Consider the following 22,474-nt stretch of genomic DNA (forward strand, 5'->3'; position numbering starts at 1 on the left):
AATCATAGGCAGGAAATGCAACTCCGGGGCGAGGTCACCCCGCACATCGGACGCCACGCATTTGCCGTTCTAGCCATACTCAAGGGGATGCTGCTGGAAACTCTTCAGAAAGTGTTTGGGCATAAGTCCATCACATACGTCCTGCGCATCCATTCACTTGTCCGGCGCAGGCGGGGCAATCTTTTTCTGGAAGTCGCCCATCTGTACGACCAGCGTGCTGACCAGCTTTCTCAACTCCTAATACGCGCTTGTTTCAATAATTGTCAGTTCCATACTAAAATTCTTTTTAAGATTCTGAATATGCGACAAAGTAACGCACATCCTATATCCTTTCCAAACAGATAATATCAGAGTCTTCCGTTGGCGTGCATTGGCGTATCCAACGTTAAAAGAGAAGGTCCTTCACCTGCATCCATGCGGCAACGGAACTTCCATTCCCTTACTTGTTTTCCATAAATTTATAGGATTAATTTCTGGTGCATGATATTAATAGTCATTATTCTGTCTGCTTTTTTTGCTTGCATAATTGCAGCTAACAGTTGTCTATTCCAGAACGCATTGTTATGGAAAATGGCAAGCTGTTTTGTTGGTTTATGGATATTGTGTATGATAATTACCGTCTTCGTTTGTCGTAAACTTGAATGCTCTAATTAAAACAGTACGGTTGTCATGCTTTGTGTGTTTTATTATAAATATTATGAATTATTTGGAATTGATATGTAATATAGATAATTTTGTAGTCGGGAAATGGTTTCGGGAGGTTTACGCCTTCCGAATGAAAAGGGAACCCGGTGAAAATCCGGGACAGTACCCGCTGCTGTGAGTCCACAAAAACGGACATCGAACTTTTGCCACTGGTGTAATACCGGGAAGGCACGATGACCGGGACGAGTCAGAAGACCTGCCATGACCGGAATGAGATTTACACCTGCGGGATATACGGGTCGTAATCAAATAAGGAATAGCTCATCGGCCATTCAATATTTGAAGACAGACATATTCCCGTTCGTGTAAGTCCGCACGAACGGGAATTTTTTGTGTTTGTTAATAATATGTTTTACATTAAAATGAGTGACCTATGAAAAGAAAATTACGCTTTCTGGCAGGTGCCTGTCTATTTACCGCAACCGCCTTGTTCTCTGGCTGTAGCTCGGACGATGACTTTTTGATGGACCCGGTTGATTCCGGAACTTCGCAAACCCGTGCTGTGACAAATCCGGACGGTACTTTAACTATCACTTTCGATGATTTCGATCCCGGCATGTTAGCAGGACCTACCTCGGCCGGAGAAAATCTTTATTCGTACCAAGGGTATCCTCAAGTAACCACCATTTACGACAATACTCCGGAAGAATATCTCTTCCTTTCAATGTTTAATACTGTAGGTGGAAGCACAGAGTATTCCAGCGGCGGCATCGCACTTTCCAACTGGAACATCCGCTCCAATCAGTCGGGAAATGCCGGAGACTGGTGGTATTCTTATCTAAACCAATGTTCTGTCTATAACACTGCGGTGGAAGCGGAAGGACAGAATAAGGAAGCCGGGCACAGCGGTTCCAATTTCGGTGTCGTTTACGGATATGTGGATGCTTACAATCAGGCATGGATGGCTAAACCAGAATTTTATTTCAATGTTCCCCGGAAATTGGTCGGCCTGTGGATCTGCAACACCTCATACACTTATGGTGTCATTACTTATGGTAATCAGTTCGGTTCTACGGGGGTAGCGACTCCTCTGAAAGAGATGAAAGGGTATTTCCAAGTGAATCTGGAATGTTATGATGCGAATGGCGGTCTGATCCGCACTTACAAACGTCTTTTAGCCGATTATCGTAACGGCCAACAACAGGTTGATCCTATCACGACATGGGATTATTGGGAAATCAATGCCGAAGGGGTGCAAAGTGTGAAATTCAACTTCGAGGGTTCGGATTCGGGAGCATACGGTTTGAATACTCCGGCTTATATCTGTATTGATGATATCACCATACAATAAAAAGAATACAAGGATATCCCTTCTGTCGGGGGTATCCCTGTTATTTTTCTAAAATCCACACATCATGCATCGTTTTCACTATTTTATTATTTCTGCCTGTATGCTGTTCACCTCCTGCAACAAGGATGAAGTCATTACCGAAGAAGTAGGAGGACAACCTATAATAGAACTTGACAGCGAGACCGGTATTTACACGGTCAAGGTCGATCACGAATTGACTATCGCCCCGACATACCAGAATGTTGAAGATGCTCTTTTTGCTTGGACGATAGACGGTACGCTGGTTTCTTCGGGTCCGTCTCTTCAACGTACATGGAATGAATGCGGGGATTTTTATGTCAAACTAAGAGTAGACAATGCGGAAGGCTATGCCGAAGAGGAACTGAAAGTAGAAGTGAAAGAACTCACCCCTCCGGTCATCTCACTGGCACTACCTTCGCAGGGGCTAAAAGTCGTCCGGAATACCGATTACACATTTACTCCCGATATTCAGCATTCGGATGTCGAAGGGTTCAAAATCGAATGGGTACGGGAAGGAAAAATCGTTTCCACCGAGAATACTTATACTTTCAATGAAAAAGAACTCGGTGTTTATACGGTGACAATCAACGCTTCCAATATAGATGGGACAACAACGAAAGACGTAAGCGTAGAGGTCGTGGAAACGATGCCCTACGTTGTCAAATTCCCGACCCCGTCTTACCTGCAAACATCCACGGACAGGTACACTTTTGCCGACCGTCCTGTTTTCCTGCGTCCGTTGTTGGAGTATTTCGACAATCCCCGTTTTGAGTGGAGTGTGGACGGTCAGGTCATGGAAGGAGAAGTGGAACGCATGTTCAAGTTCACGCCGTCCGCACCCGGAGAATACACCGTCTCCTGTACTGTGTCGGAAGACACACCGACGGAAAAAATAAGCAGGAATATCGACAAAGGGAAAACGGCTGTCACTGCCACCGTAAAAGTCGTTTGTGTGGACAAAAAGGAACAAGACGGCTTCCGGGCCTCGGGAAGTTCCAAGCTCTGGAATAAAGTCTATGAATATACCCCAGCTCCCGGCCAATTTATCAACGAGACGAGCACGATAGGCGGTATGACCGGCAACGAAACATCCCCTGAAGCGGCTGTCGCATGGGCAACACAGCGTTTGAAAGACAAACTGCACGTCTCTTTAGGTTCTTTCGGGGGTTATATCATCGTCGGCTTCGACCACAGTATTCCCAATTCGGGTAACCAATATGATTTCTGTGTTCAGGGGAACGCCTTTGACGGCAGTTCCGAACCGGGTATCGTATGGGTCATGCAAGATATAAACGGAAACGGATTGCCGGATGACGAGTGGTACGAACTGAAAGGATCTGAAGCAGGCAAGGAAGAAACAATACAGAATTTTGAAGTGACCTATTACCGTCCGGAAGGCAAAAAAATGGATGTCCAATGGATCAGTTCCGACGGTAGAAACGGCTGGGTAGACTATCTGTCCGCTTATCATACACAAGACTATTATTATCCGGCTTGGATTTCGGAAAACAGTTATACCCTGACAGGCACTTGTCTGGCCGCCCGCAACACCCAAGATTCTCAAACCGGTTATTGGGATAATCAGAGTTATGACTGGGGGTACGTGGATAATTTCGGAAACGACCAGATAGAAGGCGGCAGTACGGTGGATGGAAGCGGACAAAGGAACGGTTTCAAAATTTCCAATGCCATCCATGCCGATGGAACGGAAGCCAATCTGCAATATATTGACTTTATCAAAATACAATGCGGTGTTCTGGCCAAAAGCGGCTGGCTGGGCGAAGTTTCTACGGAGGTATTTTCTTTTGAGGATCTAACCAAATAATAAAAATTACAAGTATGAAAATTTATTTTCTTCCCATGCTCCTATCCTTGTTCTTTTTGGGAGCGTGTGACAAAAACGATGAAATTATACCTGAAGATGCAGATGAAAATTTCATCACATCGGTCGTGATGACCGTGGACGGGAAATCGTACACGGCCGACATTACGGACAATACAGTAACAATAACCGTTCCCTATACGGTATCGCTGAACAACGCCGAAGTGGAATTCAAGTACACAACTTCTGCAACAATCATACCTGATCCTGAAACGGTAACGGACTGGGATAACGAACGAACCTTCCGGGTGACATCCTATAACGGAGATGCCCGCGAATATACCTATAAGGTCGTGAAAAGCGAGATAGAATCTGACGGAGATGTGGAGTTGAAGACCACCGAGGAGGTAGCTTCTTTTGCCGCAACCAAAACAACCGTTGTCAAAGGGAACCTGATTATCGGCTCTGATGCGGAAGAGGCAGAAAAAATCACTGACATATCTGCATTGGCATCTTTGAAAGAGGTTACTGGCAACATTGTCATTCGTAACAGTTACAACGGTGCAGACTTGACAGGGTTGGATAATATCGTTTCTGCCGGAGGTTTACAGGTAGGTTCGACCGATGTCGCCTCGAAAGCTACGGAACTTCACATGATTTCCATGAAAGCATTGGAAACGCTCTCCGGAGACATATCGGTATATAACGACCAAGTGACGTATGTCCTATTCGAGAAACTGGCAACTATTGAAGGAAGCGTGATGTTCAATGCGTCGTCGTTACAGAGTTTTGAGTTTCCGGTTCTGACTACTGTAGGTCAGGATCTGAATCTTCAAGGACTCAATGAAGAGAACACAGCAGCCGGTTCGATTGCGTCTTTGGAAATACCGGAACTGACAAGTGTCGGAGGGGTCTTGTCCGTAAACAATCTTGCCAAGCTGACTTCCATGAGCTTCCTTAAGCTGAAAGAGACCGGTGGCCTTGATTTCCATACCGTCCCCGTGATGTTGGAAACCATCAACCTTCCGGAAATCGAAACAGTAAACGGAAGTATTATTATGGAAGCCAATATGGAAGCTCCTCCTACCGGTAGTTTTGTTCCCCAACGAAATGACGTGCTTCAGGCTTTCGGTGGAATGGACAAACTGACAACGATAAAGGGACAGATAAAGATAAAGAATTTCACGGCACTCAAACAACTTCCCGACTGGAGCAAGATCACCACACTTGGAAGCATCACGCTGGATTATCTTGAAGATGTGAGCGGAACACTGCTGTTGCCGAACGCCCGATTTGAAACCTTCGGAGAAACAGCGCCCCAGATTGAAATTATAAACAAGGTGCAGCTCTCCAAAATTGAAACAGCCGAAGATTTGTCAAATGTAAATTTTGTCATCACCAGTCTCACGAATAATAAGTTCCCTGAAATCACGTTCAAGAATATCAAAGACTTCACTTGTAAGCCAACCACCAACAATACCGATTATACCATATCGACAATTCAACATGTATATGGAAATCTAAATGTGACAGGCCAAATGCGAAGCAATGCCAAATTTCCCGACTTGGAAATCATAGATGGATATGGATATATCCAAATACCCATGTTTGCTTCAATCACAATGCCAGTCTTGAAAGAAGTGGGAGGACAGTTCTATTTATCTGGAAATTTTACCAGTTGTAACTTGCCCTTACTATCCAAAGTTTGTTGTTCAGCTTCTCCTGTATATTATAAAGAGGGAGAGGGTTCGTTAGCAATATCTTTACAAAGTAAATCGCTGGATATTCCGGAATTGCTTCACGTAGGAGGTGAAGGGTTGTTCGTTAATAAAGCAACAGGCATTACTTGTGATAAATTACAGACTATAGATGGTACGCTACAGATAAAAAGTGCGACTTCTCTTTCTCAGGAAACACTTTCCATGGAGAAGTTGGAGACCTTGCATGGGGTTGTTTTTGACGGTTTGACGAAATTTACCGACTACACTTTCTTCGGCAAGTTTATAGAAAACGGAATGATTACGGGGGAAAGTTGGAGCGTGACGAAATGTGGGTATAACCCAACCTTCCAAAATATGAAGGACAAACAATATACGCAGCAGGATTAAACCTTATACCTTAACCAGAGTACCCGTAATGATTCGGGTACTCTTTTTTATCCGAATGACAATGAGCAGAACAATACAACGGATTTGCCTTTTTCTTTTCTGCCTGCCAGTTTTCGGCAGTTGCATGAAATGGGATTACGGAGAGATGGAAGATTTCTCTGTATCGGCCTCTGGTCTTTTCATTACCAACGAGGGGAATTTCCAGTACAGCAATGCCACGCTTTCCTACTACGATCCCGCCACGTGCGAAGTGGAGAATGAAGTGTTTTACCGTGCCAACGGGTTCAAGTTGGGCGATGTGGCCCAGTCTATGGTTATCCGGGACGGTATAGGCTGGATCGTGGTGAACAACTCGCATGTGATTTTCGCCATCGACATCAATACTTTCAAGGAAGTGGGCCGTATCACAGGTTTCACCTCACCCCGGTATATCCATTTTCTGTCGGATGAGAAAGCCTATGTGACGCAGATATGGGACTACCGTATCTTCATCATCAACCCCAAGACATACGAGATTACCGGCTATATCGAATGTCCAGACATGGACATGGAATCGGGTTCCACCGAACAAATGGTACAATACGGCAAGTACGTCTATGTGAACTGCTGGTCGTACCAGAACCGCATCCTGAAAATCGACACGGAGACGGACAAGGTCGTGGACGAACTGACCATCGGCATACAACCTACTTCGCTGGTCATGGACAAATACAACAAGATGTGGACCATCACGGATGGCGGTTACGAGGGCAGCCCATACGGTTACGAGGCACCGTCTCTCTATCGTATAGACGCCGAGACTTTCACCGTAGAGAAACAGTTCAAGTTTAAGCTGGGCGACTGGCCTTCGGAAGTCCAGCTCAACGGTACACGGGATACACTTTACTGGATCAACAACGATATTTGGCGAATGCCGGTGGAAGCCGACCGTGTTCCCGTCCGGCCTTTTCTGGAGTTTCGGGACACCAAATACTACGGCCTTACGGTCAATCCCAACAACGGGGAGGTATATGTGGCCGACGCTATTGATTACCAGCAACAAGGTATCGTGTATCGCTATTCGCCGCAAGGCAAGCTGATCGATGAATTTTACGTGGGAATCATTCCGGGAGCTTTCTGCTGGAAATAACGAGGAAGGAGGACAAAAATGAAAAGACATCTTATTCTATTGTTCGTGGGGGTAAGCCTGCCCTTTCTGCTTGCCGCCCAGCAGAAAAATTCCGTCAGCATTACCAAAAGGGTACTACGTATTCCGGAGGTTACGGTGGTGGGCAAACGACCTATGAAGGATATAGGCGTGCAACGAACCCGTTTCGATTCCATCGCCATGAAAGAGAACATCGCCTTGTCTATGGCCGATGTGCTGACATTCAACTCATCCGTTTTTGTCAAGAACTACGGACGCGCCACGTTATCCACCGTGGCTTTCCGGGGTACCTCTCCCTCGCATACCCAAGTGACGTGGAATGGTATGCGCATTAACAACCCGATGCTGGGCATGACGGATTTTTCCACCATCCCTTCTTACTTTATCGATGATGCCTCGCTGCTGCACGGAACGTCATCGGTAAACGAAACGGGCGGCGGCTTGGGTGGTCTGGTCAGGCTCTCCACTTCTCCGGCCAACCATGAAGGGTTCGGGTTGCAGTACGTGCAGGGAGTGGGGTCGTTCAGCACGTTCGACGAGTTTCTCCGCCTGACCTACGGTGACAAACACTGGCAGTCCTCCACCCGTGTGGTGTATTCCTCTTCCCCCAACGACTACAAATACCGAAACCGGGACAAGAAGGAAAACATCTATGACGAGGACAAGAACATCATCGGTTCCTATTACCCGACGGAACGCAACCGCAGCGGGGCTTATAAGGATCTGCACGTCTTGCAGGAAATTTATTATAACACGGGCGAAGGCGACAAGTTCGGGCTAAACGCCTGGTATATCAATTCCAACCGGGAACTGGCGATGCTCAGCACGGATTACGGGAACGACATGGACTTCGAGAACCGCCAAAGGGAGCAGACGTTTCGCGGCGTCCTCTCGTGGGATCGCGTGCGGGAGAAATGGAAGGTCGGTGTAAAAGGCGGCTATATACACACATGGATGGCCTATGATTACAAGCGGGACAAGGGAAACGGCGAAATGGCTTCGATGACCCGCTCACGCAGTAAGATTAACACGTTCTACGGAAGTGCGGACGGGGATTATGCTCCTTCAGAGAAATGGCTGTTCACGGCCGGTGTTTCCGTACACCAGCATTTGGTGGAAAGCGCGGACAAAAATATCATCTCGCAGGAAGGTAACAAGGCTGTTGTCGGGTATGACAAGGGACGTGTCGAGTTTTCCGGTTCCGTTTCTGCGAAATGGCGGCCTGTCGATCGTTTTGCCGCCTCGCTTGTCCTTCGCGAGGATATGTTCGGTACGGAATGGGCCCCGGTTATCCCGGCTTTCTTCATCGACGGGGTACTGTCGAAAAAAGGCAATATCGTGGCGAAAGCATCCATCTCCCGGAACTACCGTTTTCCCACGCTGAACGACCTCTATTTTCTGCCGGGCGGTAATCCCGACCTGAAAAGCGAGCACGGCTTCACATACGACGTGGGGTTGTCGTTCTCGGTGGGGAAAGAAAATGTATATGCTTTGAGCGGTGGTATCAACTGGTTCGATTCGCACATCGACGACTGGATCATCTGGCTACCCACAACCAAGGGATTCTTCTCCCCCAGAAACCTCAAAAAGGTACATGCTTACGGGGCAGAGACCAACGCCCACCTTGATATAATGCTCGGAAAGGACTGGAAACTGGATATGAACGGAACTTTCTCGTGGACTCCCTCGATCAACGAGAGCGAACCGATGAGTCCGGCAGACCAATCCGTCGGCAAACAGTTGCCATACGTGCCGGAGTTTTCCGCAACGGTGACCGGACGTCTGTCATGGCGGACATGGAGCCTGCTTTACAAATGGTGTTATTACAGCCAGCGTTATACCATGTCGAGTAATGACTATACCCTGACGGGCTATCTGCCCCCTTACTTCATGAATAACGTGACACTGGAAAAACAGCTCTCTTTCCGATGGGCCGATCTGTCGCTAAAGGGCAGCATCAACAACCTGTTCGATGAAGAATACCTTTCCGTATTGTCCCGTCCCATGCCGGGCATCAATTTCGAGATATTCATCGGCATAACACCCAAGTTCGGAAAAAACAAAAATAGTAAACGATAATCTGCATCAATATGAACGCATTAAAGAATTTAAGCCTGATTTTGTTGCTTTCTCTGGCATTTACAGGCTGCCACAACAAAAGCTCAAAAATCAATGATTTCAACCTGCTGCTTTATGCTCCCGAATATGCCTCCGGCTTCGACATCAAAGGGGCGGGCGGGAAGGAAAGCGTACTGATAACCGTCAGGAATCCCTGGCAGGGAGCGGACAGTGTAACCACATGGCTGTTTATCGTCCGCAACGGTGAAGAGGTTCCCGAAGGGTTTGCAGGACAGGTACTCAAAGGAGACGCCAAACGCATCGTGGCGATGTCTTCCACTCATATCGCCATGCTTGACGCAATCGGTGAAGTCCGGTGTATAACCGGCGTTTCGGGAATCGACTACATTTCCAACCCAGACATCCAAGCCCGCCGCGACAGTATTGGCGATGTCGGCTATGAAGGGAACATCAACTACGAGTTGCTGCTCTCGCTCGATCCCGACCTCGTTCTGCTCTATGGGGTGAACGGCGCAAGCGCAATGGAAAGCAAACTCGAAGAACTCGACATACCGTTCATGTATGTCGGCGATTATCTTGAAGAGTCGCCTCTCGGCAAGGCCGAATGGATGGTAGTGCTTTCAGAAGTCACAGGAAAACGTGAGAAGGGTGAAAAAGCCTTTGCCGCAATCCCGGTCAAATACAACGCCTTGAAAAAGAAAGTGGCCGACAGTACCCTCGGCACTCCTTCGGTTATGCTTAATGTTCCCTATGGCGACTCGTGGTTCATGCCTTCAACCCAAAGTTATGTAGCCCGCTTGATTACTGATGCGGGAGGCCGCTATATCTACCAGAAGAACACGGGAAACGCTTCTATCCCCATTGACTTAGAAGAAGCATATCTGCTCGCGTCGGATGCGGACATGTGGCTGAACGTGGGAATGGCGAACTCCCTTGACGACTTGAAGGCATCATGTCCGAAATTCACCGATACCCGATGTTTCAAAAATGGAGAGGTGTATAACAACAACGCCCGTACCAACACAGCCGGGGGTAACGACTATTACGAGTCTGCCGTCGTGAATCCTGACATCGTGCTCCGCGACCTCGTGAAGATATTCCATCCTGAACTGGTGCAGGAAGAGTGTGTGTATTACAAGCAACTGAAATAGATGCGTTCCCGTTCGACTATATTATTCTCCATATTGATTACGCTCACGGTCGGTCTTTTTTTACTGGACTTGGCCGTGGGAGCTGTCAACATTCCGATCCGCGATGTATGGGCAGCACTGACCGGGGGAAATTGTTCCCGTGCCACGGAAAAAATCGTACTCAACATACGCCTCATAAAAGCTATAGTGGCACTGTTGGCCGGGGCTGCCTTATCGGTCAGCGGTCTTCAGATGCAGACCCTCTTCCGTAATCCTCTTGCCGGTCCCTATGTCCTTGGCATCAGTTCCGGTGCAAGTCTCGGTGTGGCACTTGTGGTACTTGCCGGGATCGGTTCATCAATAGGCATTGCCGGAGCAGCGTGGGTGGGTGCGGCTGTCGTGTTGCTCGTGATAACTGCCGTCGGACAGCGAATAAAAGACATCATGGTAATCCTGATTCTGGGCATGATGTTCTCATCGGGCGTAGGTGCTGTCGTGCAGATATTGCAGTACCTCAGCAAAGAGGAATCGCTGAAAGCCTTTGTCATTTGGACGATGGGGGCTTTGGGTGACGTCACCTCCGGACAACTTCTGATTCTTGTTCCATCGGTGTTTGCCGGACTGCTGTTGGCGGTACTGACCATCAAACCGCTTAACCTCCTGCTGTTCGGAGAGGAATATGCCGTAACAATGGGACTGAATATTCGGCGTTCACGCAGCCTGTTGTTTCTCTCGACAACGCTGCTCGCCGGAACGATAACCGCTTTTTGCGGTCCGATAGGTTTCATAGGTCTCGCTATGCCTCATGTCACAAGAATGCTTTTCCAAAATAGCGATCATCATGTCCTTCTGCCCGGAACAATTCTTTCGGGATCATCGATATTGCTTCTTTGCGACATCATTTCTAAAATATTCACCTTGCCGATCAACGCCATTACAGCTCTATTGGGAATCCCAATCGTCGTATGGGTGGTTTTACGCAACAAATCCATCACCGCATGATAGAATTACAGCATTTTTCCATAGGTTACAAAGAAAACTCGTTGCTCCACGAGGTAAATGCCACGATAAAAAAAGGTCAACTGACAGCCCTTATCGGAAGAAACGGGACAGGAAAATCGACGTTGCTCCGCGCCATAGCCGGTCTGAACCGGTGTTATTCCGGAAAAATCATTCTCGACGGGCACGACATCGCCTGCATGAAAACCGAAGATATGGCAAAAACGCTGGCTGTCGTCACGACCGAGCGCACGCGCATCGCCAACCTGCGGTGCAAGGATGTCGTAGCCATAGGCCGTGCTCCTTATACCAACTGGATAGGTAGGATGCAAGAAACAGATAAGGAGATAGTCATGCAATCGCTCATTTCGGTGGGAATGGAGGCTTATGCAAACCGCACGATGGATAAAATGTCGGATGGCGAATGCCAGCGTGTGATGATTGCTCGTGCATTGGCACAGGATACTCCTATCATTCTCCTTGATGAACCGACTTCCTTTCTTGACATGCCTAATCGCTACGAACTTGTGGCGTTGCTTCGTAGGCTTGTCCACGACGAGAAAAAATGTATCATGTTCTCGACACATGAACTTGACATCGCGTTGTCCATGTGCGATTCGATAGCATTGTTAGATACCCCGAATTTAAGTTGCTTGACCGCGTCTGAAATGCAGAAAAGCGGATACATTGACAGACTTTTCCAAAATGAAAACATCCGTTTCGACTCCTTATGCGGTACAATGATTTTGAAACAATGAGTATATACACTGTAGAAAATTTTACTTCAGACATCACTGTTGAAGGATATATCGCCGAATTCCGTGACGAACCACATTTTCTTGAACTTTGCAAACAATGTACCAATTACGGTAAAAGTTGGGGGTGTCCTCCATTTGATTTTGATACGGAATCGTTTCTCCGACAATACAAGTATGCACATCTTATGGCAACGAAGATAATCCCTGAAGACAAAGATATTCCGATTGAATATACACAAAAACTCATTTTACCGGAACGGATACGAATCGAGAGCGAATTATTGGATATGGAACGGAAATATGGAGGGCGTTCATTTGCCTATATAGGTAAATGTCTTCACTGCTCAGATAACGAGTGTACGCGTAACTGCGGCACACCATGCCGACACCCGGAAAAAGTGCGTCCGTCACTCGAAGCCTTCGGATTTGACATAGCCAAAACGCTTTCTGAACTTTTTAACATCGAACTTCTTTGGGGAAAGGATGGCAAATTACCTGAATATCTTGTTCTCGTAAGCGGATTTTTTCATAATGAATACGAACTTTGCAACATAGCATACTAATGATTCGGACATGAAATAAACAGACAAACTAACCACATTCGGTTCAATCTGTTTTGTGATTTCAAATGAATTATAGTTAGATATGTAAAAAGCGACGCTGGAGCTTGAAATAAGTAACGGTTTATCGGTGTATTCTCCGTTAAACCGTCCTGTTTTCGTTAAACGAAAACACAACTTGCTGTCCCCTAATGGGGACAACATTCTCCAATAGGAATTGTGTATCAGCCCATTGTACGGCTATTCTCCTGTGATTTTCGGGTCATTTCCATCAGGCATTTGCCGGCTGCTCTCCCCATAAAAAGGTGGCTGTCTCTCCTGAATCATGTGACTTACGCCCATAATTCAGGAATAAGGGAGACGTATGTACTGGAAATCTGCCCTTTCCATACCCTATTCTCCATTAATGGATTGTTATTTTTACACTTCTGCAAATGGAGAATGGGCAGTGAATCGTATATGCCTTATGGCTTTCCTTCACTGTCTCCTTTGACGGATTGTTACTTTTACACTTCTACAAATGGAGAATGGGCAGTGAACCGTATATGCTTTATGGCCTTCCTTCACTGTCTCCTTTGACGGATTGTTACTTCTACACTTCTGCAAATGGAGAATGGGCATGTAACCGTGTATGCCTTATGGTTTTCCTTCATTGTCTCCATTAATGGATTGTCACTTCTACACTTCTGCAAATGGAGAATGGGCAGTGAATCGTATATGCCTTATGGCTTTCCTTCACTGTCTCCTTTGACGGATTGTTACTTTTACACTTCTACAAATGGAGAATGGGCAGTGAACCGTATATGCTTTATGGCTTTCCTTCACTGTCTCCTTTGACGGATTGTTACTTCTACACTTCTGCAAATGGAGAATGGGCATGTAACCGTGTATGCCTTATGGTTTTCCTTCATTGTCTCCATTAATGGATTGTCACTTCTACACTTCTGCAAATGGAGAACGTGCATGTAGCCGTGTACGCCTTATGTTTTTTCTTCCTTGTCTCCATTAACGGATTGATATTTTTACACTTCCACAGACCGATAATTCAAGAATCCGTATCAGGACGGATGCATGCTCCCACACCTGCCCATAAGGATTTGAAAGGGGCGGTGGACAAGGAACGGAATCCCGCCGCTTTTCCACGCCGCTACGGACAGTAGGATTCTGACGTCACTCCTGCATGGGAAGAACCATCCGGATGGAACCATATGTTCGTCCCCCCGTCATGTGTATCATGACAATCCCCGACTTTGGATGACTATAAGTGACAGGTGGTTCCGTCCTGTCCTCTTCTTTTTTTATTTTGTATTCCGAAACAATGCCAGTTGTGTAATTTAATAATTTAAGATTTTAAGACAATGGATTCAGAAAAGGAAAAGAACCGGCTTTCCGATATCGTTCTCGAGAGGGTCGGACTCACGGGAAACCTTCTGTCAGCTCCCGTTTCCCCATCCCCGGAACCGGCGGTGGATATGCCGGGTCATGAAAGGCAGGTCCGTGCAGGGAAAGTGACAGCCCCGGAAGAATACAAGAGGAGGTTTCTGGTTCCCGCTCCCAAGTCTGTGGAGTGGAAGACCGCGTATATTGACGGGAGGCTGCACCGCCGGATCGCCATGCTGGTCAGGGCCGCCGGTTGCGGCAGCATCTCCGGGTTTATCATCCGGCTGCTGGAGCTCCATATGGAGGAACATAGGGAGGATATCGCCGCCCTGCTCGGTGAGGTCTACCGTCCCTGGGATGAGGACGGGCAGCCGGGAGAACCGGCCCGCCGATAAAATGTTGTCATTGTCCAAGAAGATATATCATGACAGGAAAGAACGTAAAAGACCGGATGGGTCCCGGCGGGATGGACGCGGACCGCATCCGTGAGATCATGGGGGAAGCACCTGCCTGTCCCCGGAAGGGACGTGGAACGTCCGGTAACGACATAATGCGTCCCGCAAGGAAAAGCGGCCCCATGCAGCCGTCCGTCTATGGGGAGGAATACCTGCATGGCATTGCGGGCGTGCAGCGCCGGTCACTGCATATTCCTGCCGCCCTGCACCGGAAACTGTCCATCCTGGCGGGAGCCTCGAGAAATGGAACGGTCACGCTGGAGGGGTTCATCAACCACCTTGTATCGCGGCATCTGGAAGAATACAGGGAAACGGTGGAGATGATTCTGGAAGAGTCCCTGCCCGACCGGTCATAATAGTGTTTAACATTTAATGCAAGAAGTATGATGAAAAAAGAAAAAGAGTTGTTGGTTGCCGTCGCCAGCCAGAAGGGTGGCGTGGGAAAATCCGTCTTTACGGTACTGCTGGCCAGTGTGCTGCATTACCGCAAAGGCCTGCGTGTGGCGGTTGTGGACTGTGACTACCCGCAGCACAGCATCGCCCTGATGCGTGAGAGGGACATGGAGAGTGTCATGAAAAATGACGACCTGAAGGTGAGCCTTTACCGGCAGCACGAGAGAATCCGGAAGCCTGCCTATCCGGTCATCAAAAGCGATCCGGAAAAGGCGGTGGAGGACCTGCATCGTTATATGGACGAAAAGGGGGAAACTTTCGATATCGTGCTTTTCGACCTTCCCGGAACGCTCCGCAGCGAGGGGGTGGTCTATACTGTTGCCGCGATGGACTACATTTTCGTCCCGCTCAAGGCGGACAACATCGTCATGCAGAGTTCCCTGCAGTTTACCAAGGCTCTGGAAGAGGAGCTGGTCGCCAGGAAGAACTGCAACCTGAAAGGGACCTGGCTGTTCTGGAACATGGTGGACAGGAGGGGGCGGAAGGACCTGTATGACGCCTGGAACCGGGTCATCGACAAGATGGGGCTGCGGCTGCTGTCCTCACACATTCCGAACACCCTCCGCTACAACAGGGAGGCGGACCCTGTCTGCAAGGGTGTCTTCCGTTCCACGCTGTTTCCACCCGATCCCCATCAGGAGAAAGGCTCCGGCCTTCCTGAACTGGTGGAGGAGATATGCCGTACCATCGGCCTGGAGGAACCCGATACCGACCGGTAGCGGATGTCAGGGTATAGACACCTTAAATAAGGACTTTTAGCCTAAGATAAAGTAAGCTAATAGCATGATAATAAAGCTCTTATAATTACGATTTCTCCTATGAAAGCATTACCTTAGTAGTGTAATAATAAAGGAGGTAACAAGTTATGAACGAGCAAATTAGAAGCATTTTAGCACAAGAGACAACAAAGACAAGCAAGATCCGGCAGCTGTATCTTTTAGGTGTTCCCCGCGCGGAAATCGCAAGAATGGTAACCAACGGCAATTACGGTTTTGTGGTGAATGCCCTGCGCCGGATGAATGAGTGTGGGGACGGTCCGAATATCCATCCGTCGACAGCTGCGTTGGACTATGCTTTCAACCGCAAGTTCGGTATCGAGATCGAGGCCTACAACTGTTCCCGTGAACGGCTTGCACGCGAGCTCAAGGAAGCCGGCATCGAGGTTACGGTGGAAGGTTATAACCATACCACCCGTCCGCATTGGAAGCTCGTGACGGACAGCAGCCTGAGCGGCAACGACACCTTCGAGCTGCTCAGTCCGATCCTGGTCGGTGAAACCGGACTGCGGGAACTGGAGAAGGTCTGCTGGGTGCTTGACTTGTGTGACGTGAAAGTGAACGAGAGCTGCGGTCTTCACGTGTATATCGATGCCACCGGTTTCAACATGGAGACCTGGCGTAACCTGGCTTTGAGCTACAAGCATCTGGAACCGGTCATCGACCGGTTCATGCCGGCCTCCCGTAGGGACAACCGCTATTGCCGCGGACTGGGGCACGTCTCTGATGAGATGATACGTTCCGCCCGGACTGTGGACGAGTTGAAAGGAAGGATCGGCGACCGTTACCATAAGGTGAACCTCGAGGCCTACTCACGGCACAAGACGGTCGAGTTCCGCCAGCATTCGGGAACGACCAACTTCACAAAAATGCGTAACTGGGTGCTGTTTCTCCACAAATTGGTTACCTTTGCCACAAGGGAACATGTGCCTGCGGCCACCACGCTCAGTGACATCCCCTTCCTGGACAGTGAGCAGAAACTATATTATAAATTGAGGACTAAAAAATTATCGGCATGAACAAGCATATGTATATTTTGGCGGACGGCGGCAGGATTGCCGCTTCCGGCCCTTCCGAGTTTGTACGCCTCCTGCGTGAGGGCAGCTGGTTTGACAGCGAGTGCACCGACGAGGAGTACATGGTGAATTTCTCCGGGCGGTACAGGGAACTGCACGGGGTGACGGTGAGGACCGACACGCCGGAGCATTTCATGGACGACCTGAAAAAGTACGGTTACATCAAGGGCTGAGAGGCCCGTTCCTTTATTGTTACGTTCCCTGCCGGTTCATTCATCTCCGGTGGGGATTTTTTTCTTTTTTCACGGTATCTGATCTCCGCCGTATCCTGTTTTCCGGAGGCTGGTTTCACGACCTCCTTCCTCAATCATTTTTTTCTCTTTTCATACTGCTATCAACGGATTGTCGTACTTTTACACACAATCCCGGCAATATCGGGAAGAATCCCGGGCTCTCGCCGGACTGCCATTTGTCATATCTTTTGCCGGCATTGACTATTTATGTCTATATATGACTATAACTGACAAGGTATTCCCTCATACATTTACTCTTTTTTTCTTTGCGGCGTAGGACGACAATCCGCCACCGGGAACGTCCGCCTGACCAAACACCCGGTTATCACATGGAATTAATGTATAAATCAGAAGTTATGGTTATGGACAGCATTGAAAGGAACCCCAAAATCCGTATCATATCGACGGGAAGAAGATGCCGGATATACGTTGCTGCTAAAGGTTCATATTTGAACCGCATTTCCGGGGACCGGAAAGAGGTGGCGCCCACAAGGACTTTTCATCACCGGTCGGAAAGTAAAAAGGCGATAACGGAGAAACGGTAAAAAATATATTGAACTCCTTCTTCAAACAGCTCCGGAGGGGGAGTCGGAAACCACGACACCCAGCCGGAAGTGCCTTTGGAAAGTATTTTGAACTGTATTTCAATAATTTGAGTTTCTGACAGGAAGCTATTTAAAATGGAAAGAAAAATGGACTATAATAAGAAAACTGAATATGGTTAACGATAATTAGTATATTTATGCAGTTGTCGTGCATGGAAAGCTCGTCGGGGCTGACTGCTCAGCCCCTATTCTTATGGATTACGCAAGCGAATTTTGATAATTTCTCGAAAAAAAAGCATCCGTCCTAATTACAGCGAACATAATCGTAACTAATTTCGCTCTAACTGCATTCAGAACCGACATCTTATTTTTTCCCTCTTCGACCTTTCTGTCATAATATTTCTTCAATGGACTATTTTTCACTTGTGAAACAGATAGTGCCGCCATATGTAGCAAATGCTTGATGCTTTTGTCAGCCCTATTAGATACTCTATTTTTAGAACGTTGGCTACTTCCTGACACATAGACGAACGGAACAACTCCTGCATGACAGCAAAACTTCCTGGGATCAGTAAAAGAAGTGAAAGCATCTGTTTCCATGATCATCTTCAGTGCAACACGTTCCCCAACTCCATCCACAGACATGAGTAAATCCATTTGATGAGCAATGACAGGTGCTTGATTTATAAGTTCTTTTATTTCAAGGTCTATTTGTGCTATGTAATCCGTAAATGTATTGATAATCCCTTCAACTCTATTGCATTTAGCAATATATATTGAGTGTTCCATATAGTCTACCTGATCTTTTAGCTGGGATTGATATTTAGCCCTATCTGCAACAAGCATACTGCGTTCTGTTGATAAGTTTTTGAGTTTTTGTATTATAAGCTCTGATGCGGTATACGGTTGTAGGCAATCATTATATCTTTCTGCATACATTGCTATTCGGCAGGCATCTATTTTATCATTTTTGCCACGAGGTATTCCATGACAATATTTTATTTTAGCTGCATCTTCCAAACATAAGTAGACTCCTATACTTTTTGTTGCACAGACCAAAGGATAGGTATATTGCCCTGTATGTTCCGCACAGACAACCAAACTGTCCTCAGAGAGGAAAAATTTCTCAAACGTTCTTGTTAACCAAGATTTAATAGAGGATAGATCATTAGGAATAACATCATAAAGGATGTCCTTACCGTTACTCCTTAAACATAAATCCAATTTTTTCTTACTCACATCAACTCCTAAATAAAAAACTTTCATACTTTTGTTTTTGAACATTAAACAAAAAAGAAAGGACCTGAACTTGACCTAATAATCTTAAACAGGTTTACTGAAATTCTTATATGGGTTTGAGTTCAAGGAAGGAGCAAAAGGACCGAATAGGGACTTAGACTTGACTTCTATTGCCGCTGATGGTTTTCCTTTTGCTTTCCTTTCAATATCAATTCAAAGATAAATATTTTGATGCTGCAAATCTAAGGTTGCCGCATGGCGTTCCCTCCGCAGATGAGTATTTACGGTTTCTCGGACTTGAACCCATCGACATACGGTTTTCCTTGCGTGACCACAGCGAAGGCTTGCCTTATAAGTTTGTTGGCGACAGCAACGACCGCCACCTTGCCTGGCTTGCCGTTAGACCGCAAACGGTCGAAACAAGCCTTGCACTCGGCATTACACCTGAGTGACGAGAAAGCCGCCACATAGAGCTGGCTTCTGAGGTTTGAATCCCCGTTCTGGTTGATGTGACCTTTGACATTGACTGACGTACCGAACTGTTGGTAAATAGGTGACAGGCCCAGATAACGGGTCAGTTGCTTGGCATTATCAAAATAGGTGAACCCGCCTGTGGCCACGATAAGCGCGGCTGCCAGTGTAACACCGATGCCTTTGATGGAGGTGAGCAAGTCCATCTGTTTCCTGTACTCGCCTTACGCCAAGGAAGTGATATTCTCTTCCATTGCCTTGATTTGCTTCTCGAGGAAAGCAATCGTCTTTTCGATGGTTTTCTTGCATTCAGGGTCAAAAGAAGAAAGAACTCCATCGAGCCTTTAAGGTTGCGTGTTGCCACAAGTTGCTTCTTTAGCTGGCGTAGTACCGTTCGTTTCTGCTTCAGTACGAGGATTGAGTCACTGCGGAGCTTATAAGGATCCGGCTGCATCCTCTCCCCGTACAGGGCTATCAGACGGGCATCTATCTCGTCCGTCTTGGTGACGGAGAGCATGGCACGGGCGAAGTTCTTTATCTTCAGCGGATTCTCAAGGCTGACGGTTATCCCTGCTTCGGAAAGCAGATAGACGAGCAACGCACTGTAATTGCCTGTGGCTTCTAATACTCAATGGTGCTCTGCTACTGAAATGGTTTGGATGAACTCATGGACACCCTTAACCGTGGTTCTTGAATGTTTTTGTCCTGCCGGTCTTGGCGGACGAATAAGCGACAACAAAGGTCGCCTTGCTGACATCGATTCCAACGTAGGTCATAGTCTGAAACTTTAATTAAACAACATCACTACATCGTGAGCCATCATTACGAATGCGGGGGCTCAAAAGCCCATTGAACTATCCGGTTTCTGATGTAAGAGTGTGGGGGCTAAACATTTTTCACGGTCTTTACGACTAATGGAAATTGAAAGTTCATTAAAAACGAAATGGCAAAGAATTAAATGTAAAATCAACGCTCTCTTAGGTTTCTATAGAAAAACTATCCATATTATATATCTATAAACATTTATAATTAGACATATGATATACGGATACATTAGAGTAAGCAGTGATAAGCAGACAGTAGAAAACCAACGTTTTGAAATCAAGAATTTCTGCGACAATCAAAACATAAAAATTGATGGTTGGATAGAGGAAACCATTAGTGGAACAAAAGCCTATAACAAACGTGAACTCGGAAAATTGCTCAATAAGGTACAGAAAGATGATTTGATTATCTGCGCTGAATTGTCCAGATTGGGTCGTAATCTCTTTATGATAATGGAAATTCTGAATATTTGCATGAGCAAGGAATGTAGGGTTTGGACTATCAAAGACAACTATAAGTTAGGAGAGGACATTCAAAGTAAAGTGTTGGCTTTTGCTTTTGGACTGTCAGCAGAGATTGAACGTAACCTTATTAGCCAACGAACAAAAGAAGCCTTAGCACGAAAGAAAATAGAAGGGGTAATATTAGGACGTCCTAAAGGGAAAAAAAGTGCTCCAGAGAAGTACAAACTCCACGATAAGAGGATTCTCATACAAGAACTATTGAAAGCTGAAGTTTCACAACGCAAAATCGCTAAAATTTGTAAAGTGGATAGAAATACGCTCGCTCGATTTATTAAGACTTTTATGGTAGAAGCATAAGGAGCGATTTCGTGCAGCAACAAGGCGTGAAGTGTAACTTTGCAGATTCTATCCCATGGGTGATATTGTCTCCCATTGAACAGAGCATCAAGCAGAAGATTGAGTCTGTGGGAATACCCTTGAAGGATTGGAACATCCAAATCAACTATGGGATAAAAACTGGTTTCAATGATGCTTTTATCATTTCTACCGAAAAGCGTGATGAGATACTAGCGAATTGTCAAACAGAAGATGAACGTGTTCGGACGGCTGAACTTATACGACCGATTCTTCGTGGCAGGGATATCAAGAGATATGAATATGAATGGGCGGACTTGTGGATTATAGCCACATTTCCTTCGCGGCATTATGATATAGAAAGTTATCCTGCGGTGAAAAATTATCTTCTGTCAATTGGCATAGAGCGTTTAGAACAAACAGGAGAAACTCATATTGTTAATGGCAAAAAAATAAAAGCCCGAAAGAAAACTAGTAACGAGTGGTTTGAAACACAAGATAGCATCAGTTATTGGGAGGATTTTTCTAAGCCAAAAATTGTATGGAAAATAATCGGAAACCAAATGGCTTTTGCATATGATGCCAACAATTATGTAATGAACAATGCCTGTTATATTATGACAGGCGATCATTTGGATTATCTGTTGGCAGTATTGAATTCACAAGCTATAACATGGTATAGCTATGTGACTAATATGAATAAAACTGGCGTTGGAGATGTTCAAGTTGGAGGTCAAAATATAGCGACTTTCCCTATACCTTTTTATGATGCCAATAAAATAGAACTCATTGAATTAGCAGAACTTGCAAACAGTATAATAAATAAAAATATCAATCTACCATTTATTGACTCTAAAATAGAGGGTTTGGTTTCAATGATATATGGATTCACGAGTGAAGAAACTAATTTTCTACATTCATTTGTTTCTTCACTCCGAAAGTCTATTTAGACAATTTGCTGGTTTTCAATATATTGAATTTCATCTGAGGTAAGTTTATAAACATCATACATCAACTTATTGCTAAAACATTCAAAATCCGTAATGCTCATCTTGCCTACTTTCAAATCATTGAAAGCAGCAAGATGAGTATTTAGTTGTTCAGTAGATAGCTTAGCAACAATAAGCTGTTCTATGGTATACTTTTTCCATCTAATAGTCCCTACTCCTGTAGTTGTCCCTACTTTAGAAAACAACCATTCAGACACGGACGAATTTAAAGCAGACAAAAGGTATTCAATACACTCGCCTTTCATGTAAAAAGAAGTTGCTTCTGGTATATATTCTCCCAAAAAGTCGAAAGCAAATTTTGATTTATCAGATATTTCTCCCCATATGATTTTTGGCTTAGAAAAATCCTCCGATTCTTCGTGGCAGAGATATAAAGAGGTATGGATATGACTGGGCAGGGCAATGGCTAATATATATCCCTTGGCATTTCCCATACCAATTTGATGAATCTATAACTGGTGCTTCTGAAAAGGCAGAAAAAGCGTTTAAAGAACAATATCCTGCTGTATATAACCATATGTTGGAATATAAAGAACCACTTTCTAAACGAAACAAAGCAGAGACAGGAATTCG

The 22,474-nt window shown here is 46.1% G+C and carries 19 protein-coding genes, 2 pseudogenes and 1 riboswitch; of the genes and pseudogenes, 18 read left to right on the top strand and 3 right to left on the bottom strand.

The features are described from left to right. Window positions 1-15 precede the first annotated feature (15 nt). The 16 genes from JXR92_RS05655 (at window position 16) to JXR92_RS05730 (ending at window position 16,933) form a co-directional block, all read left to right on the top strand. A complete protein-coding gene (locus JXR92_RS05655) occupies window positions 16-345 on the top strand; it encodes a site-specific integrase (protein ID WP_004289226.1) in 330 nt (109 codons plus the stop codon). A gap of 386 nt (window positions 346-731) precedes the next feature. Continuing rightward, a riboswitch (cobalamin riboswitch) is annotated at window positions 732-923 on the top strand. Between the two features lie 155 nt (window positions 924-1,078). After that, window positions 1,079-1,996 (top strand): DUF4465 domain-containing protein, encoded by a 918-nt coding sequence (locus JXR92_RS05660; RefSeq protein WP_206897526.1) that lies wholly within the window; start codon window positions 1,079-1,081, stop codon window positions 1,994-1,996. Window positions 1,997-2,060: 64 nt separating this feature from the next. Further along, complete coding sequence (locus JXR92_RS05665; RefSeq protein WP_004293827.1) at window positions 2,061-3,842, top strand: PKD-like domain-containing protein; 1,782 nt, start codon at window positions 2,061-2,063, stop codon at window positions 3,840-3,842. Between the two features lie 14 nt (window positions 3,843-3,856). Continuing rightward, window positions 3,857-5,947, top strand: coding sequence for a receptor L domain-containing protein (locus tag JXR92_RS05670; RefSeq protein WP_004311297.1), 2,091 nt, complete (start codon window positions 3,857-3,859; stop codon window positions 5,945-5,947). Window positions 5,948-5,975: 28 nt separating this feature from the next. After that, window positions 5,976-7,076 carry a YncE family protein gene (locus JXR92_RS05675; protein WP_004293828.1) on the top strand — a complete coding sequence of 367 codons (1,101 nt, stop codon included), beginning with the start codon at window positions 5,976-5,978 and terminating at the stop codon, window positions 7,074-7,076. Window positions 7,077-7,094: 18 nt separating this feature from the next. After that, window positions 7,095-9,173: a TonB-dependent receptor plug domain-containing protein gene (locus JXR92_RS05680; RefSeq protein ID WP_004311295.1), complete on the top strand. Its 2,079-nt coding sequence runs from the start codon at window positions 7,095-7,097 to the stop codon at window positions 9,171-9,173. Between the two features lie 11 nt (window positions 9,174-9,184). Continuing rightward, window positions 9,185-10,324, top strand: coding sequence for an ABC transporter substrate-binding protein (locus JXR92_RS05685; protein WP_011203112.1), 1,140 nt, complete (start codon window positions 9,185-9,187; stop codon window positions 10,322-10,324). Beyond that, on the top strand, window positions 10,325-11,305 hold the full coding sequence (locus JXR92_RS05690; protein ID WP_011203111.1) for a FecCD family ABC transporter permease: 981 nt from the start codon (window positions 10,325-10,327) through the stop codon (window positions 11,303-11,305). After that, window positions 11,302-12,060, top strand: coding sequence for an ABC transporter ATP-binding protein (locus tag JXR92_RS05695; protein ID WP_004289235.1), 759 nt, complete (start codon window positions 11,302-11,304; stop codon window positions 12,058-12,060). Before JXR92_RS05690 ends, JXR92_RS05695 begins: the two co-directional genes overlap by 4 nt. Continuing rightward, window positions 12,057-12,623 (top strand): DUF2284 domain-containing protein, encoded by a 567-nt coding sequence (locus JXR92_RS05700; protein WP_004289236.1) that lies wholly within the window; start codon window positions 12,057-12,059, stop codon window positions 12,621-12,623. The genes JXR92_RS05695 and JXR92_RS05700 overlap by 4 nt, the downstream gene beginning before the upstream one ends. A gap of 947 nt (window positions 12,624-13,570) precedes the next feature. Beyond that, entirely contained in the window at window positions 13,571-13,780 is a 210-nt protein-coding gene (locus JXR92_RS05705; protein WP_011203108.1) for a hypothetical protein, read from the top strand. 198 nt (window positions 13,781-13,978) lie between these two features. Next, a complete protein-coding gene (locus JXR92_RS05710; protein ID WP_004329593.1) occupies window positions 13,979-14,395 on the top strand; it encodes a DUF3408 domain-containing protein in 417 nt (138 codons plus the stop codon). A gap of 29 nt (window positions 14,396-14,424) precedes the next feature. Then, window positions 14,425-14,811, top strand: coding sequence for a DUF3408 domain-containing protein (locus JXR92_RS05715; RefSeq protein ID WP_004329592.1), 387 nt, complete (start codon window positions 14,425-14,427; stop codon window positions 14,809-14,811). Window positions 14,812-14,838: 27 nt separating this feature from the next. Continuing rightward, a complete protein-coding gene (locus JXR92_RS05720) occupies window positions 14,839-15,627 on the top strand; it encodes a ParA family protein (protein ID WP_004329591.1) in 789 nt (262 codons plus the stop codon). Window positions 15,628-15,773: 146 nt separating this feature from the next. Next, window positions 15,774-16,703 (top strand): amidoligase family protein, encoded by a 930-nt coding sequence (locus JXR92_RS05725; protein WP_011203107.1) that lies wholly within the window; start codon window positions 15,774-15,776, stop codon window positions 16,701-16,703. Next, window positions 16,700-16,933, top strand: a complete 234-nt coding sequence (locus JXR92_RS05730) for a hypothetical protein (RefSeq protein WP_015547183.1) — start codon at window positions 16,700-16,702, stop codon at window positions 16,931-16,933. Before JXR92_RS05725 ends, JXR92_RS05730 begins: the two co-directional genes overlap by 4 nt. 863 nt (window positions 16,934-17,796) lie before the next feature. Here JXR92_RS05730 and JXR92_RS05735 read toward each other — a convergent pair. Both JXR92_RS05735 and JXR92_RS05740 read right to left on the bottom strand, forming a co-directional pair. Continuing rightward, the gene (locus JXR92_RS05735) at window positions 17,797-18,804 is read right to left on the bottom strand and encodes an IS110 family RNA-guided transposase (protein ID WP_004307071.1); all 1,008 of its coding nucleotides are present in this window, start codon (window positions 18,802-18,804) and stop codon (window positions 17,797-17,799) included. Window positions 18,805-19,058: 254 nt separating this feature from the next. Beyond that, window positions 19,059-20,024: pseudogene (locus JXR92_RS05740) on the bottom strand (IS110 family RNA-guided transposase). Between the two features lie 261 nt (window positions 20,025-20,285). On the opposite strand from JXR92_RS05740, the gene JXR92_RS05745 reads away from it, so the two are divergent. Together JXR92_RS05745 and JXR92_RS05750 are read left to right on the top strand one after the other, a co-directional pair. Next, window positions 20,286-20,894, top strand: a complete 609-nt coding sequence (locus tag JXR92_RS05745; protein WP_005680425.1) for a master DNA invertase Mpi family serine-type recombinase — start codon at window positions 20,286-20,288, stop codon at window positions 20,892-20,894. Then, window positions 20,891-21,841 (top strand): annotated as a pseudogene (locus JXR92_RS05750) (TaqI-like C-terminal specificity domain-containing protein); the annotation flags it as partial. The gene JXR92_RS05745 and the pseudogene JXR92_RS05750, both read left to right, overlap by 4 nt. Here JXR92_RS05750 and JXR92_RS05755 read toward each other — a convergent pair. Continuing rightward, the gene (locus JXR92_RS05755) at window positions 21,838-22,335 is read right to left on the bottom strand and encodes a TaqI-like C-terminal specificity domain-containing protein (RefSeq protein ID WP_011203102.1); all 498 of its coding nucleotides are present in this window, start codon (window positions 22,333-22,335) and stop codon (window positions 21,838-21,840) included. The pseudogene JXR92_RS05750 and the gene JXR92_RS05755 sit on opposite strands and share 4 nt — an antisense overlap. Between the last annotated feature and the right edge of the window lie 139 nt (window positions 22,336-22,474).

Source organism: Bacteroides parvus, assembly GCF_017309675.2.
Classification (GTDB): Bacteria; Bacteroidota; Bacteroidia; order Bacteroidales; family Bacteroidaceae; genus Bacteroides; species Bacteroides uniformis.